At 57.4% G+C, this 17,888-nt stretch carries 13 protein-coding genes; 6 read left to right on the plus strand and 7 right to left on the minus strand.

The genetic code is table 11. The annotated features are described in order from the left end of the window. Positions 1–61: 61 nt before the first annotated feature. The 4 genes from WA922_RS02850 to WA922_RS02865 all read right to left on the minus strand — a co-directional run bounded on the left by WA922_RS02850 (position 62) and on the right by WA922_RS02865 (position 7,869). Positions 62–1,648, minus strand: coding sequence for a sodium/sugar symporter (locus tag WA922_RS02850; protein WP_424770177.1), 1,587 nt, complete (start codon positions 1,646–1,648; stop codon positions 62–64). A gap of 58 nt (positions 1,649–1,706) precedes the next feature. Beyond that, entirely contained in the window at positions 1,707–4,100 is a 2,394-nt protein-coding gene (locus WA922_RS02855) for a glycoside hydrolase family 3 N-terminal domain-containing protein (protein WP_424770164.1), read from the minus strand. Continuing rightward, positions 4,097–5,026: a glycoside hydrolase family 16 protein gene (locus tag WA922_RS02860; RefSeq protein WP_424770165.1), complete on the minus strand. Its 930-nt coding sequence runs from the start codon at positions 5,024–5,026 to the stop codon at positions 4,097–4,099. The genes WA922_RS02855 and WA922_RS02860 overlap by 4 nt, the downstream gene beginning before the upstream one ends. Positions 5,027–5,115: 89 nt before the next feature. Continuing rightward, positions 5,116–7,869 carry a TonB-dependent receptor gene (locus WA922_RS02865; protein WP_424770166.1) on the minus strand — a complete coding sequence of 918 codons (2,754 nt, stop codon included), beginning with the start codon at positions 7,867–7,869 and terminating at the stop codon, positions 5,116–5,118. Between the two features lie 150 nt (positions 7,870–8,019). Between WA922_RS02865 and WA922_RS02870 the strand changes: the two genes are divergently transcribed. Both WA922_RS02870 and WA922_RS02875 read left to right on the plus strand, forming a co-directional pair. After that, on the plus strand, positions 8,020–9,096 hold the full coding sequence (locus tag WA922_RS02870; RefSeq protein WP_424770167.1) for a LacI family DNA-binding transcriptional regulator: 1,077 nt from the start codon (positions 8,020–8,022) through the stop codon (positions 9,094–9,096). Between the two features lie 34 nt (positions 9,097–9,130). Beyond that, positions 9,131–10,405 carry an MFS transporter gene (locus tag WA922_RS02875; RefSeq protein ID WP_424770168.1) on the plus strand — a complete coding sequence of 425 codons (1,275 nt, stop codon included), beginning with the start codon at positions 9,131–9,133 and terminating at the stop codon, positions 10,403–10,405. A 159-nt stretch (positions 10,406–10,564) separates the two neighbouring features. On the opposite strand, the gene WA922_RS02880 is transcribed toward WA922_RS02875, so the two are convergent. Beyond that, positions 10,565–11,575: a hypothetical protein gene (locus WA922_RS02880; RefSeq protein ID WP_424770169.1), complete on the minus strand. Its 1,011-nt coding sequence runs from the start codon at positions 11,573–11,575 to the stop codon at positions 10,565–10,567. A 165-nt stretch (positions 11,576–11,740) separates the two neighbouring features. On the opposite strand from WA922_RS02880, the gene WA922_RS02885 reads away from it, so the two are divergent. The 4 genes from WA922_RS02885 to WA922_RS02900 are packed head-to-tail and all read left to right on the plus strand — an operon-like array spanning position 11,741 to position 16,237. Then, entirely contained in the window at positions 11,741–12,907 is a 1,167-nt protein-coding gene (locus WA922_RS02885; protein WP_424770170.1) for a GNAT family N-acetyltransferase, read from the plus strand. A gap of 1 nt (position 12,908) precedes the next feature. After that, entirely contained in the window at positions 12,909–13,454 is a 546-nt protein-coding gene (locus tag WA922_RS02890; RefSeq protein ID WP_424770171.1) for an N-acetyltransferase family protein, read from the plus strand. Next, positions 13,454–14,776 (plus strand): hypothetical protein, encoded by a 1,323-nt coding sequence (locus WA922_RS02895; protein ID WP_424770172.1) that lies wholly within the window; start codon positions 13,454–13,456, stop codon positions 14,774–14,776. Before WA922_RS02890 ends, WA922_RS02895 begins: the two co-directional genes overlap by 1 nt. A 6-nt stretch (positions 14,777–14,782) precedes the next feature. Further along, a complete protein-coding gene (locus tag WA922_RS02900; protein ID WP_424770173.1) occupies positions 14,783–16,237 on the plus strand; it encodes a lipopolysaccharide biosynthesis protein in 1,455 nt (484 codons plus the stop codon). A gap of 671 nt (positions 16,238–16,908) precedes the next feature. On the opposite strand, the gene WA922_RS02905 is transcribed toward WA922_RS02900, so the two are convergent. Both WA922_RS02905 and WA922_RS02910 read right to left on the minus strand, forming a co-directional pair. Beyond that, positions 16,909–17,367, minus strand: a complete 459-nt coding sequence (locus WA922_RS02905) for a hypothetical protein (RefSeq protein WP_424770174.1) — start codon at positions 17,365–17,367, stop codon at positions 16,909–16,911. A 262-nt stretch (positions 17,368–17,629) separates the two neighbouring features. Continuing rightward, positions 17,630–17,888 (minus strand): hypothetical protein (locus tag WA922_RS02910; RefSeq protein WP_424770175.1); only part of this gene is annotated, 259 nt, incomplete at its 5' end.

Below are 17,888 nucleotides of genomic sequence, written 5' to 3' on the forward strand. Positions count from 1 at the left end.
TAGTCCATCTGCTGGCCCAACAGATGGCCCAGCAGATAGCCAAGCCGATGCCCCCCGGATCCTACCACAGCAGGATATACAGGCCGACCAGCATCGCCACCACTGCCAGCGCCAGCGTATTGAACAGCATCGTCGTGGCGAAAGCGATATCGCCCAGCCTGACTGTTCGCGCATCCTCTGGCCGCGCCGTCATCCGCGAAACAACTGCCGCGGCGACAAGCGAAAGCATAAAGACGCCCCAGATGCGAATGATGAAAGGCACATCCGGCATGCCGAATTTGAGCGCAACATTGACGACAACCGAACCGATCAATGCGGTGAAAGCCCCCGCCGTGTTCATGCGCCGGTCGAAAAAGCCGAGCAGGAACACGACCACCACGCCGGGCGCAATGAAGCCGGTATATTCCTGTACGGTCTGAAATCCGCTCTCAAAGCCGCCAATAAACGGACGCGCCAGAAACAGCGCAATGATCATTGCCGAGAACGCCGCGAGACGGCCCACCGTCACGTAATGGGTTTCCGCCCGATCCGGCTTCCATGAGCGGTACAAATCCATTGTGAAAATGGTCGAGATCGAATTCATCATCGACGCCAAAGAGGACACCACCGCCGCAATCAGGGCCGCAAATACCAATCCGCGCAGCCCCGCCGGTGCCATTGCCATCAGTTCGCCATAGGTGCTGTCCGAACGGGCCCCCAGCACCTGTCCATCGAGCACACCCTGACTTGCCAGCATTACTGCAGCAATGCCCGGAATAACAACGATAAATGGCACCAGAATTTTAAGGAACGCCGCAAAGGCGAGGCCTTTTTGTGCTTCGCCCAAACTCTCCGCCCCCAAAGCGCGCTGGATGATGTACTGGTTAAACCCCCAATAGCTGAAATGCAGCACCCATAATCCGCCAAGCAATGTCCAGATACCGGGCAAATCGCCATAGGCCGGGTGATCATCGTCCAGGATCATTGTAAAATGGCCGGGCATTTCCTGCATCAGCATGCCGAGGCCCGCCAGCGCGCCATCCGCCCCCGACAGGCGGTCAAGCGCGATCCAGGTGATCGCCAAGCCGCCCAGAATGAGTATGATGACCTGGATAATATCCGTCAGCGCAACCGCCTTCAGTCCGCCATAGATCGAATAGAGCGCGGCAAAGGTAGCCAGAGCCGCCATCGACCCCATGATGCCCCAACCGGTCAGCGAAGTGACCGCGAGGCCGCCAAGCCACAAGACGGTGGTCAGATTAACGGCAGTGTAAAGCGCGACCCAGAACACGCTCATCAATGTCTTCACACCTTCGCCATAACGCTGCGCGAGGAATTGCGGCATTGTGTAGATTTCACGCTTCAGGAAAATGGGCAGAAAGTATTTGGCGACGATGATCAGGACCAGGGCGGCCTGCCATTCATAGGCCGCAATCGCGATACCCACCGCGTAACCCTGACCCGACTGGCCGATAATCTGCTCGGCGGAAATGTTCGATGCGATCAAGCTCGCACCAATCGCCCACCACGGCAAAGCGCGCCCGGCGAGGAAGTAATCCGCTGTATCTTTGTGATGCCCCTTGGGCTCGCGCGAAACGAACAATGCGATGCCCAGCAGAGCAAATGCATAAAGCGAAATGATAATGATATCTATCGTTTCGAGCGTCATCTTGGCTTCCCCCTGCATGCCGCCCCATTGGGGCCGTTCACGCTAAACTATTCTGCTGTCAGAAAGAACACGGCGTCCCCGCAGGCAATTCTTCCCGGCGTATCGTATGAACACGCAGTATAAGGCTGGCAGCCGAGCGAACGCGCAGCGCGTTTGTCAATTGCGGCAGGCAATCGCGCGTCAGCACCATCTCGCGCCATCCCTTGCCTTCCGCGACCGCAATTTCCCGCGCGGCATCATACGTGCTGGCGCCCGAAATGAACGTCACCGGCCCCTCTGGGCGCTGCGGCAGGGCATATGTGATGCGGTACGCTTCGGCAGCGCCGGAACCGGACAATTCCAGCTCGCCGCCCGCCTCGAAAGCGATCTCGCGCGCATCTTCCTGTGCATTACGGTCGATCGCGCGAATGATGATGCGCGGCGCAGTGCCCAGCATTTGCGAAAACGCATTCGCCCCGGAGCGAACGGTTACGCCAGCGGCAAGCCGCCCGGCTGCGAACCACTCGGCCCCGGCCCCGCTTGCCAATGCGGCGCAGCCTTCATCCAGTTTCCTCAGCCCCGAGACATCATCCAAAGAGCGGCCATAGCCAGGCACGAACAAGGCATTTGCGCCGCCGTTGACGGGCGTCCCCGCGCATGTGGCCGGCCAGCTGAATGACAATCTGCCAGTGGCGGGGCGCTTGCCAAACAGGATATCGGCAACGCCTGCACCTTCCCCGCCGGGAAGCCATGAGGCGATAAACGCATTGGCGGCATTGATTTCCCGGTTCACCCATAGCGGGCGGCCGGACAGAAACACCGCAACGGTCGGAATGCCATCATCTTGAAAGCGGCGAAGCAGGGTTAGCCCTTCCTCGTCACGAAAGGCTAAATCGCGCAGGTCTCCGGCAAATTCAGCATAGGGCTGCTCGCCAAACACCACCACGGCAACATCGGGTTTTGCACTATAGGACCCGTCAGCCGACAGGACGGCGCGGCCACCTGACGCGCGCGCCAGATCGGCAATACCGGCATAGATTGATGTGGCCTGCGGGAAATAGGAATTGTCCAGATCGCCGCCGCCTTGCCAGGTTAACGTCCAGCCGCCCGCAGCCTGGGCGATATTATCCGCTGCCGTTCCGGCGACAAGCACATGGGCGCCAGCCGTCAGCGGCAAAGTACCGTCATTGTTCAATATGACCTGGCTGCGCCCTACGGCCTCACGCGCCAATGCGCGATGTTCAGCAGAGGCCAGCAGATCATAGCGACCCGCAACACCGCGCTGAGATGGGCGAACGCTGTCGGGGCCGAGCAATCCGGCGCGCGCCTTGATCCGCAATATCCGGGTGACCGCCTCGTCGACCCGCGCGACGGGAATGGTGCCGCCGCGCACCTGTTCCAGCAGAGTCTCCATCAAACCGCGCCAGTCATCGGGCACCATGTAGATATCGAGCCCCGCCAGCAGCGATTGGGGGCAGTCGGAAACGGTGCAGCCCTGCACCTGTCCGTGACCGTTCCAGTCCCCCACGACCAACCCGTCAAAACCCATATCGCCGCGCAGAACCCCGGTCAGCAAATCACGATTGCCGTGCATCTTGCGGCCATTGATCGAATTGAAACTGGCCATCACCGATGCCACACCGGCATCAATGGCAACCGGATATGGCTGGCCATGCAGCGCCAGCAGCGCGTCAATATCACCGTTTACGTCACCCTGGTCCACGCCCTGCTCGGTGCCGCCATCGCCAAAAAAATGTTTGGCCGTCGCAATTACGCGCGTTTCGCCCAGGAAATCGTCGTCACCCGGGCGCCCCTGCAGACCTTCGACCAACGCCGCGCCAAGAGTGGCCACGAGTGCCGGATTTTCGGAATAGCTTTCATATGTCCGGCCCCAGCGGTCATCGCGCGCCACAGCGATCGTGGGTGAAAAGTTCCAGTCAATACCGGTCACTTTGATCTCGGTCGCCGTCGCATGACCAATCCGGCGTACCAGATCGGCATCTCCGGCCGCGCCCAGCGCGATATTATGCGGAAAAATTGTCGCACCGGGCACGTTCGTGTGGCCGTGGACAGCATCGGTGCCCCACATCACCGGTATTGCTGGCTCGCCATTCGGCAACGGTTCTACCGACGCGAGATACATCTCGTCTGCGTAGCGCAGCCATTCGCTGGCTGGTGCAAACTCGTCACCATAAGGCCCGCCATTCCCGCCGTTTAGATAGCTGCCAAAGCGATAGCGGCGCATATCCTCCACGCTGAAAGAATTGATCTGTGGCTGGATCAATTGCGCAATCTTACGCTCCAGCGTCATTTTCGTGAGCAGAGCATCGATCTGAGCATCTTCGCTGGAAACCGCATTAGAGGCGGGCGCGCCAACCGCTGATGATGGCGCGGTGCTGCCAGCTATCGGCGTGCAGGAGGCCAGCGCCAAACTGGCCAGCCCGTTTGTCATGACGCAGAATGAGCGGTTCATCGGGCAATCTCCGCATTGGCCGACGGCAATTGGTAAACCCGCACATGGTCGATTTCCATCACTGCGGGAAACGCCGCATCATCCACACCCTTTCGCCCGCCCCAATCGCCGCCAACAGCGATATTGAGGATCAGATGCATTGGCTGGTCAAATGGCCACCGCGCACGGTCGCTGCGCTTTTTCTCGAAATAGAATTTGGGCGTATCATCGACACCAAACAGCAGGCCCTTGGGTGTCCATAGCAATTGATAGCGGTGGAACTGGCTACACGCGGTCGGTAAATCATAGCTGGTGGTCCGCTGCGTGTTGCGCCCGAAATTGAACGCTTTGGTATGGACCGAATGATGGATGACGGTGGGGTCATAGCCCACATGTTCCATGATGTCGATTTCGCCGCCCGCTGGCCAAACGACATCGGGATCTTCGGGCAACATCCAGATTGCTGGCCAGCTGCCGCGCTGGCATGGCAGCTTTGCACGTACTTCAAAAAAGCCGTATGTCCATGCGGCCTTGCCCTGTGTGAACAGGCGGGTGGAGGTGTAGTTCTGGCCGCCAAAATCATCGAACAGGTCGGCGCTGAGCGTTTCGCGCCGCGCCTCCAATACAAGATTGCCGTTCTCTATACGGACGTTTTCGCGCCGCGCATTGGCGTAATATTGCAGCTCGTTATTATACCAGCCATCGGCGTTCTTATGCGTATCGTAGGCCCAGCGCGCAGAATCCGGCTGCGATCCGCTGTTGAATTCGTCCGCAAACACCAGCGCATAGCCGCGCGGTGCACGGTGCGGTTCAGCCGCTGGCGGCGGTGCGTTTACGGATGTTTGCGCCGTGGCTGTATTGGCTGCGCTGGGAGAAGACGCTTCTGCATCCGGGGCGGAGATGAATTGCGTGGCCGCGATACTCGCAGCGAATATAAATGTCAGCATGGATCAACCCTGTAGGTTAGCTGGCCCATAAACAGAGCCCCATAATAGCGAGGGCGGCAGATCGCTCTGCCGCCCCCCGTTCGCCTTGCCTAGAATTGCACCCGCATCCGGGCGCCATATGTGCGCGGCCGTGTGAAGAAGCGGGTATTGTCAAACTGGGTAATAATGATAGCAGCTTCTTTCTGCTGGTTGGTGACGTTGTTGGCATACACTTCAAAGCGCAGCTTCCCATCGTCACCATGCGTGTAACCGGCACCCAAGTCGAACGTCCAAAACCCTTCAACCACATCGTTCAAACGCAGGCGCGGATTGTCAGGATTTTGAAAATCAATCGAGTTGAAGATCGTTTGGAAAGAATCTGACCGGTAACCCGCTGAAATCACCCAGTCGAGCGATCCGCTGTCAATATCAATATTTTGCGACAGCGACGTGTTGAGTTGCCAGCGCGGAGTGCGCGGCAGACGCCGGCCGGTAATGGGCTGAAATACAGCTTCAAGCGGAGCCACGTCGGCCTGGAAACGAAAATCCTGAATGTCTTCAGCTTCGTTGATTTTGGCCTCCAGCCACAGGACGTTGAAATCCCAGTTAATATTGGCTGGAAGATCAAGGCCGCCTTCCAGATTGATACCGTAGATCTCGGAATCCGCTGCATTAAAGCTGAATGAAACGATCAGGCCGGTGCTGATGCCGTCCGGCACAGGAATGGGGCTGCCGATACCAGCCTGGAAGTCCAGAATCTGCTGCACGGACAGGATCGATGTGAAGACCTGATCACTGTAATCGTTGTAAAAAGCAGACGCGTTTAGCGTTGCTTTCATATCGCCGATAAAGAACTCGTTCTTACTGCCGAGCTCATACAGACGCACCTGCTCGGTCCCATAGGTCGGTGCGACGCCGTTCTGGCCCAAATTGTCATTGAAGCCGCCAGATTTATGGCCTGTCGCAATCAGCGCATATAGCAAATTATCAGGGGTTGCATCATATTCAGCGCGCAAACGCCAATCGACGAAATCATCCTCAAACTGCCCGTCCTGCTGGAATATCTGCCCCTGAAACGGAACGGCGAAGGTAAACTGCGAATTGAAGAACGGATCACCGCGCGTAAACCCATCACAGAATAACAGGTCAAACGCATTGGTATCCAGACATTCTGGCGCGCCAGGGCGTTCATTCACGTCCCCGGGCAACGGCCCAAAATCAAGAATGTCGCCCAGATTGTCACGCTGCCCAAACTGCGCGATACCGTCACGGTAGAATGCAAAAACTTCCGCATCGCTGATCGTGCCGTCCCCGTTTGAATCAGGGTCAAAGATCGTCCGGTCGAAACCGCTGAACTGGAACCCTTCGGTGCCGACGCGTACACCCAAGCAGCACTCAAAGCTACCGCCGCCCAGTGCCAGACCATAACGGGCGGCAACGCCGGTACGTGCCTTCTCGTCATCGGTATAGCGCATACCCCCGGTAAGGCGGAAATTATCGCTCACTTCCCATGTCACATCACCATACAGCGCCCAAGCGTTGGCATTGGTACGGGTGTTGAATTCGACGCCCTGGAAAAACGGATTGCGGTCCGCAGCGGAGCCAAGAAACGTCCGCTGGTCCTCTTCAAAATACATTCCGCCAACCGACCAGATAATCGGACCGTCGGAATTAAACAGACGCAGCTCGTGATATTGCGATTCAGAATCGGTAATAAACTTGAAGCGCGAGAAATTATCGAGCGCCTCGCGAAGCACCTCCTCGCTGACGATGACATCGTTGGGATCAGGGGTGAACACATTATCGGTGGTGGAAAGATCCTCTATGACACCGGGATAAAACGGTGTGAGCGGGGTATTCGCATCATAGCTGCGCAGGAGATCGCGGTAACTTCCGGTATATTCGACAGTAAATGCATCAAGTTCGTAAGAAATGGTCGAACGCAGGCCATAATGTTTGACATCTTCGTCGGGGGTGAAAGCGTTCGCAATAACATCGCGCGGATTTTCGATATCTTCTGGCCGGATACCATTGCCGAGCGGCCCGGCATAATTTGTCCCGGTATATCCGGTGCCTTCCTCGTGAATATAATCACCAGCCAACAAAATGCTCAGGCGCTCTGTCGGCTCCCACAAAAATTGGCCGCGAAACGCCTTGTTATCGGCGGCTTCTGCAACGTCTACCGTATTGATCGGGCCGACATTGTTATAATAGCTATCATGTTTGGTATACATGCCCGCAAACCGGAAAGCCGCATTGTCTCCCACAGGGACGTTGATCATCCCGCGCAGCTCAAACGCATCATAATTACCGTAGCCAATTTCGGCATTCGCGTCCCACACACCGATGCCGGGCTTCCAAGCAATGGCGTTGACCGACCCGGCTGTGGCGTTGCGGCCCCGCAATGTCCCTTGCGGGCCGATATTGACCTCGACCCGCTCAATGTCGAAGAACGCTGAACCAACGCCAGCGGGCCGCGGAACATATACGCCATCAAGATGGAATGCCGCCGCCGGGTCGCCCAGCTCCGTATTGTTGGACGAACCAACGCCGCGAATGTAAATTTCGATATTGCCGCCATTATTGGCGACCGTCAGGCCGGGCAGCTCGTCGTTGAAATCAGTGATGTCCTGAATGCCTCGAGCGCGCAAATCCTCGCCTGAAAATACAGCTGCTGTACCCGCATAATCCTGCAAATCTTGCTCACGGCGATCTGCCGTCACGATAATCGTGTTATCATCCGAAACGGACGGCTCTTCGGTATCGGCAGGCGGCTGGTCGCCGCCTTCGACCTGTGCGTGTACCGGTGCAGCCAGCGCAAGTACCGAGCAACCAAATGCCAATGCTGTTGAAAATTTCCGCATCAAACCCTCCCAAGTTTCGGCGATTCGCTCGCCTGTTATATGATTCCATAGGAAAAATTGGGAACGCTCACAAGAAAAAAGTGATCGCTCACAATCGGCCTTGCACAATCGGTCTTGAATGCATGTATTAACAATGCGATTGCACGGGTCATGGGCAAACGAACTTCAGTGACGATCGAACATGTCGCGCAGGCCGCCGGTGTGTCGCGCCAGACAGTCTCGCGCGTCATCAATCGCGGACCGAACGTGAAACCTGCAATGCGTGAACGGGTGGAAAGTGCGGTCGAGGAACTCGGCTACGTTCCCAATCTCTCCGCGCGGAGAATGGGCGGCGGCAAGTCCTTCCTGATCCTGGCCATCAATGATCGCCAGCGGACGCTGGAAAACTGGCAGGCTGGACGCGGCAATGACTGGGTTGACCAAATGCTGTATGGCGGAATGACCGAATGCGAGAAGCACGGTTTCCATCTCGTGTTCGAGCTGATTGACGCTGATCCCCAGCTTGCACCGCGCCAATTATCGCGCGTATTGTCGTCGCTGCGGCCCGACGGCGTCGTCCTAACGCCGCCGCATAGCGACAATTTGCAGCTGCTTGAATTGCTGGCCGACCGGCAGATACCGTGTGCGCGGATCGGCAAGGATGATGGCAGCAGCCAGGTTGATATTTTCATGGACGAGGCCGGAGCGGCGGGGGAGGCGACGAGGCACCTGCTGGCGCACGGGCACCGCCAGATTGCGTTTGTCGCAGGCGCCCCTGAATATGGCAATTCACGCAAACGGATCGAAGGCTTTCGCGCGGCTCTGGCGGATGCTGGTCTGCCCGAAAATGCCGGGCTGGTCGCAAATGGTGATTTCCGTTTTGACACAGCCGCCGGGGAAATTGCGCGGCTGCTCGATGGCTCCGCGCCGCCAAGCGCGATCATCGCCGATAATGACGAGATGGCGTTCGCCGCCCTCCATCTGGCGGACCAACGCAGCATCTGTGTGCCAGGACAGCTATCGGTTATTAGTTTTGAAGACACGCCGGGGGTGCGTTTCAGCGTACCGCCGCTAACGGCCATCCGGCAACCAACCGCTGAAATGATCGGCAAGGCGTGTGAGCGTTTGATTGCCATCGCCAATGGCGCAGCAGGCGCATTATGGACCGGCGAGAGCCCGGGCAGCGACCGGTTTGAAATGCCTTATCGGCTGATCAACCGCGCCACAACCGGGCCAAGGGCTGCCTGATATGATACAGGCCAGTTAATATGACGCGCGCCGCATGAGGCCGCGCCGCGGCCTGACCGTGTCGCTATATGTGCTGGCATTATTCGGAGCGCATATGGCGTTCCTTCCGTTACTCGTTCTTGTGCTACCCAGGCGGATCGAGATGCTGGCGGGCGCTGATGCGGTTGCCGCACTTAGCTGGGTATTGCTTGCAGGCGGCATCACCGCCAGCCTGTCGCATATTGTGGCCGGGCATCTGGGTGACCGGTGGCTGGTCCGTTTTGGATCCCGCAGGGGCCTCATCGCGATCGGTGTGGCGGGATTGCTCGTCAGCTATTGTCTGATGGCGATGGCGGCGACGGTGTCGGCCCTGCTGGTCAGCTTTATCGTGTTCCAATGCACACTGAATCTGGCGTTTGCCCCGCTTGGGGCGTTGCTCACAGATTACATTCCCGATGCATCCAAAGGCACGGTAGCCGGCCTGATGAACGCGGCTCTGCCGCTGGCGTCGCTCGCCATTACCGTCATTGCCTGGCGTTACCCCTCGGACGACAACGCCGCCTTTCTATGGATCGGCATATCCATTTTCGTCACGATCAGCCCGTTGCTGCTGTTCTGGAATTTCGAAGAGGTAAAAATGAACCCGGCAACGATGATCGGCCCAGCAGGTCCCGCAGGCCGCCCCTTATCCGGCCGGACGCACGACATACAGCCGCACGCGCCATCCCAGAAACGGGCAATCAGCCGCGATTTCATGCAGGTCTGGCTCGCCCGGTTCATGGTGCAGCTCGGGGCCACTTTTGTACTGGGCTATCTGTATATTTATGTCACCAACCAGACGGATGGCTCCTTTGGCTGGCCCGATGCCAATCCCAGCGCGCTGATTGGGCAGCTGTCCGCGCTGGTAGCGGTCATCGCCATCCTTGCTGCATTGGCCAGTGGTTTCTTGTCCGATGCGAGCGGGAGGCGGCGCGTGCCGATGGCCGGGTTCGCACTGTGCACTGCGGTTGCCCTGATCGTGCTGGCATATGCGCCGAACTGGGCATTGTTCATCGCGGCTTATAGCCTGTTTCACCTGGGTTTGACCGGGTTTCTGGCGGTGGACACCGCGCTGGTTGCGCAGTTACTTTCCGGAAACCCCCGCCGGGGAATGTTTCTGGGTTTGATGAACCTGACCAATAGCCTGCCTGCAATACTGGTTCCGGCGATTGCTCTGGCAAATATATGGCAGACGCAGGTGAGTGACAGCCTGTCGAACGTGTTCCTGATGTGCGCAATCGGATCGGCGCTTGCCGCGGCGGCGGTGATGCGTGTGCGAACTGTTCAGTGACCAAACCATGCCGCTCGGCAAATACTGTGGTCTCTGCCGCATCCCCTGTCCGCACCGGCTCACAGGCATCCGGTCAATGCCTGCGACTTTCGGGGTAAACACCGCCGTATCAATGCATGCCGGGCCCACCATATTGTGCGGGCGGCAGGCGGGGTGAGTTCAGCGGCCGTCCTGCCCGCAGCCCAGCCGCGCACGAATGTGGCTGCGCGGGATGCTCTTTACTACCGGCCGGCCTAGCTGCTCCAATATATGGTTCTGGCGAATAAGCGCGCCGTGCCGGAAAGACCCGCTCGCTGCCGGAACCGGCCGGTCCATCAATCCGCGGACGTAGCCACCCAATGCGGCATAGGTCTGCGCCGAGCGATCAGGGTCGCTCTGGCCAATCCCCCGCCGTGCCGCCAGCCTTTGAGAACGTTCGTTTTCAACGAAACAGTCAAGCTCGACTGTCGCCAGGCCATATTGGTACCAATTATCCGGATCATCAACGAGGCGGGATAGCGTATGGGCAGCCGGCGCCGAGAGAGCATTGCCCGCGTTGCAAAAATCCAGGAATTCATGAATTTTCTTGATGCTGCCCGCACACGCCGCCCCGTTGAAAGAGATAAATATATCGTGCCGGTCCGCATAATTATACAGCGCCTCCGCCGAGATCGGACTGTTTTGTTCAATGGCTGGGTGATTGTGTTCAAGCATGTGCCGGCAAATCATAAACACGCCAGAAATGAACTGATATTGGCTGGTCAGCGCATCACTGACGGTTGACTGGAACGGCTTATGACGGGTGCAGCGTTTCTGGTAAGCAATCAGGGCGATGCTTGACCGGGCGATGATGTGGAGATCCCAGATGCCAGGCACATGGGCCGGGGGCAATTGGGCAAGGTGATGCGCGTGGACCGCCCCGGTAATGTCCAATGCTGCATCAAAATTTTGCATCGCGATGCGCAGTGCGGACATGTTGATTTTCCGCCCCTCGCGCGAATCCTTGTATTTGCACACAATCATTTGTGCAGGAATGTGATGATTTAAGATAAACGGCCGCGCATTTTCCTCCCCCAATTGCCGCCCGCTTTGAGAGAAGAGCGAAGACACGCCATTCCACAGGCCATAATGGAATTCCATATCGGCTGTGCCCCACGGTTTGGGCAGAATGGGCCACAAGACCTTTTTCAAAGATTGCTTGATTAACTTTCTCCGCGCTGGCTTCCCAAATCAGGACAGAGGCGTTGCTCCGCTATTATAGTTTACCCGATCGGGTAGCTTACTTACCGCAAGAGGCAAAGATCCAGAAGAGATATGCCCTAAGAGATAAGCCCGAAAAGATAAGGATGCGTTGGCTTGACACACTATGTAGCATTCCCTGTTTCAAAGGCCGTCGAGCCGCTCGGCGGTTCGGCTGCGGCCTTGTCTTGGGATTGTGATCCATTGGAGGCGCAGCTTTGCGCGCAATTGGAGGAGGAGTGGACCGAGTTGGCCAGCGATGCCAGCGAGCAGAACCCGTTCCTGTTTCCGCACTTCATTGCCCAGTCACTGGCTTTGTTCAGCGACCAGTCGGCCAGGCTGCTGGCGATCCGCGATGCGGGAATTTTGATTGCGATAGTAATCCTGCGCCGCGATGTCGGATATGCGAAACTGCCGGTGCCATTCCTGCGCAGCGCAGTGCACCATGAACAGTTCCTGTGCACTCCGTTGGTGCGTGCGGGATATGAGGCCCAGTTCGCGACTGGATTATGCGCGTGGCTCGAACATGCGCCAGCTCATTACTGCTTTGTCAAGCTGTCGATGATCGGTGCGGACGGGCCCATTGCGCACGCTATCACGCATCATTGCGGGACGGATGGGCGGCGTGTCTTTGCCGCAAACCGGTTTGAACGCGCCGCAATCGTGCCGCGGGGCACAAATGCGGGCGAAGTAGATGATCTGCTGACCGCCAACCGGCGCAAGAGCATTCGCAGGGCAACCAAAGGCCTCGCCAAAATGGGTGCTGTTACGTTTGAACGATTGAGCGATGGCGCACAGCTGGTCGATTGGACGGGCCAGTTCTTCGCTATGGAAAACACTGGCTGGAAGCAGAAAAATGGCTCTTCGATCCTGTCGTGCGAACATGAAACGGCACTCTACAGGCGCATGATCGTCGACGCGTTTGCAGCGGGCAAGTTGCAATTTACGCGGCTGTGTCTTGACGGCGAGCCGATTGCCTACACGCTCGACATTGCAGCAGGGCCAACCGTCTTTTGCCTCAAATCAGCGATTGATCAGCGTTATCGTAAATTTTCGCCGGGTGTCCTGATGGAGCTTGAGACGCTAAAGACCTATCTCACCGCGAAAGAATGCACGTTTGTTGACTCCTGTACAGCTCCCGACAATAGCATGCTCAACGAATTATGGCCTGACCGTAAAGCTCTTGCGGATTTGCTGATCGCGCGCAAAGGGATTGTCTATGCCATCATCTTCCGGGCGATCCATATGATCAAGTTGCTGCTCAACACCGCAGTCAGGATATAATATGAGCAGCACAGACAAACCCGTGGTTCACGGCCATAGCCGGACTTTTACGGTTGCCGATCTGGATGCACCGACACAGCCGCTGCTGGCGGTCATGGTGGACTTGTTTCAGCAAGGTCAGACATCGCATCACGCCGCGTTTCCAGCCCATTTTGGTCCGGCCAGCGACAGCGCCCCAATTGCTCGATATTGCAGAGGGTTTTTAAAGCCGCGCAACCCGTTTCGCAAACGCAGTGGCTTTGCCAAAGGCCTGTTCATAGATGGCGTGCTGGCCGGCCATGTGCTGTACCGGCTTAACAAGGGCTACAACGTATTTTATGGCAGCCCGCGCTGGAGCTGCTTTATCGAAGACATTACCATAACAGAAACGGCGCGCGGCACAGGCGGCGCATCTGCACTTATGGAGGCGTTGCTGGCCGATATGGAAGCCCTGGGCCAGTGCGTCATTTCTGGCACGGTATGGAATATGAACGCGGCGTCAGCGGCGCTGTTTACCAAACACGGCTTTGAACCATTGTCACGGGCATTTCACAAGGTGCTGCCGTGATGCATGCCAGACTTTGGGTGACACTTGCAGCGTTCGGATTGGCAGCCTGCTCTGACCAGGCGTCTGAGAGCACAATCGCGCTCACCGGTGCATCGCCGCATATGGTGCTGCTGGTGGGCGATCAGGACGAGCAGGACCAAGACTTTGTGACCGTTCTGGATGTCGATCCAAACAGTCCGGCGCGCGGACAGCCGCTGGGTTCGGTACGCATCGGGCATAAAGCATCAATGGTGCACCACATGGAATATACTGCGCCGCCCAAGGGTGAACCGATTTTCATGAACGGTCATCATCACGAATTATCCTTGATCGTGGATATTGCCGATCCGGCAAATCCCAAAATTGCCACCTCGTTCACGCCGCCAGCGCCGTTGCGCTTCCCCCATGATTATGCCCGCACCACCAGCGGGACGCGGCTGGTGGGCTTCCTGCGCAGCGAAGGTGATAGCCCGAACCCTGATGAGGCGACATCGCCCGGCAATCATGGCGGCATCGCGGAATACACCATGCAGGGTGAACTGATCCGCACGGCTTCGGCGGCGGCCGCAGGTTACACCAAGGCGATCCGGCCCTATGCCTTTGCCCAATTGCCGCAAATCGACCGGATTACCGTAACCAGCGCGCCGATGATGGAAACATCATGGGCTGATGTGATCCAGATTTATCGCTATTCCGATTTTAAGCTGCTGCATACGCTCGACCTGAAAGTCGGCGTTGATTATCAAGGCAATCGGGTCGAGGGCATCAATGGCGCAGGCTTTGGCCAACATGTGCTGGCGGACGGGTCCATTTTCCTTAATTCCTACGGCTGCAATTTCTACCATTTGACCGGTATCGATACGCAGGCGCCCCAGCTTGATCTCGTATTCTCGGTCGAAACGGATCCGCCCAGCGACCCGGCACAAATCAGGGGTGCGTGCGGCATTCCCCTGCTGATCGGGCAATATTGGATTCAGCCCATCGGCAAGAAGAAGCAGCTTGTCGTGCTCGACATCTCCGATCCCAAATCGCCCACAGAGGTGTTCCGGTTCGACACGCCAGAAGGTTTTGCGCCGCATTGGATGGGTAAGGACCCTGCGGGCAACCGGCTGATTATGGGCGCAGAGCTGGGCGGCGAGCAGGGTTTCTACATGCTGCGCTTCGATACCCGTTCGGGCCGGATAGAATTTGACCCTGACTTTGCCGATTATCGCAGCGACAGCCTGTTCAATATCTTTCGTGCGAAAAGCACAGGCTATATCTCGCTTGACCGCGAGGATTGGCCGCATGGCGCGACCGGCGCTGCGTGGGGCCATGCGGCCGTGTTCTTTGATGGCAGCTAGGCGGGCATGACCGCCCCCAGCAATTTCAGAGACCGGGTCCGCCGCGCGCTGATCTGGCGGTCAGGCACGCAGATCTTGGCGCAGTTTATATCATGGGGCAGTACGCTTGCTGTGATCCGGATTCTCGATCCGGCAGATTACGGCCTGTTCGCGATGACACAAGTCGTCCTCGTCCTCTTGAGCTTTTTTAACGGTTATGGCCTTGCCAGCTCGATCATCCAGTCAGAACAGGTCAATCCGCGCGAGTTACGGCAAGCCTTTGGTGCGCTGCTGATCCTGAATGTGGGGATTGCCGTGTTGCAATTCCTGCTCGCCCCGGTGGCGGCAGAGTATTACGGCCAGCCCATCATTGCCGAGCTGTTGCAGGTACAGGCGCTGATATTTCTGGCAACGCCTTTCATCGTACTGCCCGAGGCGCTGATGGCGCGCAATCTTGAGTTCAAGAAGACCGCGCTGATCAATCTGCTGTCGGCTGTCATCGGCGCGATTACTGCGCTTACCTGTGCGCTCAACGGGCTGGGTGTGTGGACATTGGTCTATGCAGCCATAGCGATATTCTGGACGCAGGGCATCGGGCTCTTCCTGTCCGCCCGAATGTTTATCTGGCCCAGCTTCAACTTTCGCGGGTCGAAAAAAATGTTCACCTTTGGCGGAACTGTTTTGTTGGCGCATGTGTGCTGGACGATCCAAAGTCAGTCTGATGTCTTCATCGCCAGCCGCTCGCTTTCGCTGCAACAGCTCGGCCTCTATGCAGAAGCCCTGTTCCTGACCACCATCTTCACGGCCAAGTTTGTACCGCCTTTGAACGAGGTTGCTTTCCCGGCATATGCCCGGATACAGGATGATCTGGCGGCGCTGAACTGGTCCTTCCTCAAATCTGTCCGATTGATCATGCTGATCGCGTGTCCGATCTATTTTGGGATGGCGGTGACTGCGCACGAGCTGGTGCATGTCATGCTCGGGGAGAAATGGCTCCCGATGGCGCCGATTGTGTCGGTTCTGGCGCTGGTGATGCCGTTGATGACGTTACAAATCCTGTTCGCGCCAGCCAACAATGCTCTGGGCAAGCCGCATATATCTGCGCGTGTGACCATGTTCGGGGCGGCTGTAATGTCGGTCAGCTTTCTGGTCGGTGTGCAATATGGCGTGATGGGACTGGCTTATGCCTGGGTTGCAGGTTTTCCATGCCTCACAATATTGACTTTCCTGCTTTCAAAGCCGCATCTGGGCTTAACCGTTGCCGGCCTCGCAAGATCAGTGTGGCCAGGGCTATCCGCTGCCTGTGTGATGGCTGGGGTGGTATATCTGACCAACGGCATCCTGCCAGAAATGTCTGTGTACATCCGGCTTAGCATATTGCTCGCGACAGGAGCGGGCACATATGTGTGTCTGCTATTTGTGCTGGCCAGACCAACCCTGTTCGAGCTCGCGGCGTTGCTTCAATCGCGCAAAGCTGCATGATGACAGATGTGTGCCGCTCGGGCGCGGGATGATCGCAACAATTGTGCCGCCGACAAGCTGCGCTCCGCATGGCGGAGGCGGGACCCCGCGCAGGTCAATTTCGCTCTGGCGCACGAAGTCCAGCGCCATCTTCCCCGCATCGTAGCCATACAGCCTGCCGCCTCCAGCGGTATTGCCTGACCGGCTCTCAATAACCACGGCATACGCCTGATCCCGAAAAGCAGACTTTATGCTACCGCCGCCGAAAACCAAGCGCCGTCAGGCACTTGGCCGACCATCAGTGCCGCGCCTTTTATCTTGCAGTTCATCCACCACTCACCCGGGCGAACCACCGCGCGCTCCTGGCGGGCCATTTCGGCCACTCCGGCACCGCCCGCGATCGGCGATCTTCCAGGTCAAAGTGGGTCAGTCGGGGTGTGGGAGATTTGTCCGGGATAGCAACGGCTTGAAGCGCGACTGACCCACTCTGTGCCGCAGATTCGCCACCGGGTCACTAGTGGGTCAGAAGTTCCACACCGCCAAAATCAGCTATAACGCACTGACCTTGCTACACTTTCCATGCGGCATCCGCTGCGTAGGGTGTACGCCCTAAGGCTTCCCCAACTGCGGGGCGTGATTCGGTAGCTGAGCCGGGCCATTCAATGAGGGTTATGAAGATGGTTGCTTGGTCGTCAGCAGGGAGGGTCATCCGTCACATTGTCCTCCGACTCTTCGATCGTCCAGAAGTGACTCAGGACTTCCATAAAGCTGGCGACTGGATTGTCTGGGGCAGTTTCACCTAACGAACGGACCGATAGAGCGACCTTCTCGCGAAGACCTAAATTGGTCACCGATATTCGATACTCGCCCGCCTTCTCGACGGTAATCAGGATCGGACTCCCGCCAGTCTGGTTCAAAACATCTGAGTCCAAGCCGGAGAGTTCCCGTTGCGCACCGGCACTTCGATCGATGAGCCGCGCGTCTTGCTCATTGGCAAAGCTCCTCACCAAGTCAGACAGCCTTCGCTGCGCATCCTCGGTTTTCGGGCAGAGGCTATAGGTCTGCTTCGCTTCCATTTCCTTGTCTGTGTCGTTAAATTGACTGCAAGCAGATATGAAGAGCAGCGGAACCGCCAGCGCGATTGCCTTCATCCGATTCCGCATCAGTAAGCTCCAACTGTGCAGCCGATCGTCGCTCGTGCAGCGAGCGCAGTGAATATCGCCCAACCGCCAATTGAATTTTCCAAAGCATGGGGGCCAGTCCCTCTACCCTCAATAAAAACTTTGGAACCATACCAAGTCGGCGTGATGGTGATTTCTGCCGACCGCGAATGATATCGATGCCCTTCCTGCGTGATATTCGTGATTGTCCGAGCGCCGGGATTAACGATTTGAGTAATGGGATTCCCGCCTGTTAGGACGATATCCGTTGTTGTCCCTGGCCTTGCCGCAAGAGCACCGGGAGCGGAATTTCCCGGCTTGCTGGATTGAGCAAAGAGTTCATCGGCACTGCAAAACGCGTAATCACCAACCTTGAAATGTGGATCTGGACTTGTAACGGTTTTGTGCCGGTGACTTGAGAGTTTAACACTCGCGCAAGGAGACCGACGAGATGAAGAAGCATACAGAAGAGTTCAAGCAAGAGGCCGTGCGCATTGCGCTGACCAGCGGGC

The sequence above is a fragment of the Pontixanthobacter sp. genome, assembly GCF_049682855.1.
Lineage (GTDB): Bacteria > Pseudomonadota > Alphaproteobacteria > Sphingomonadales > Sphingomonadaceae > Pontixanthobacter.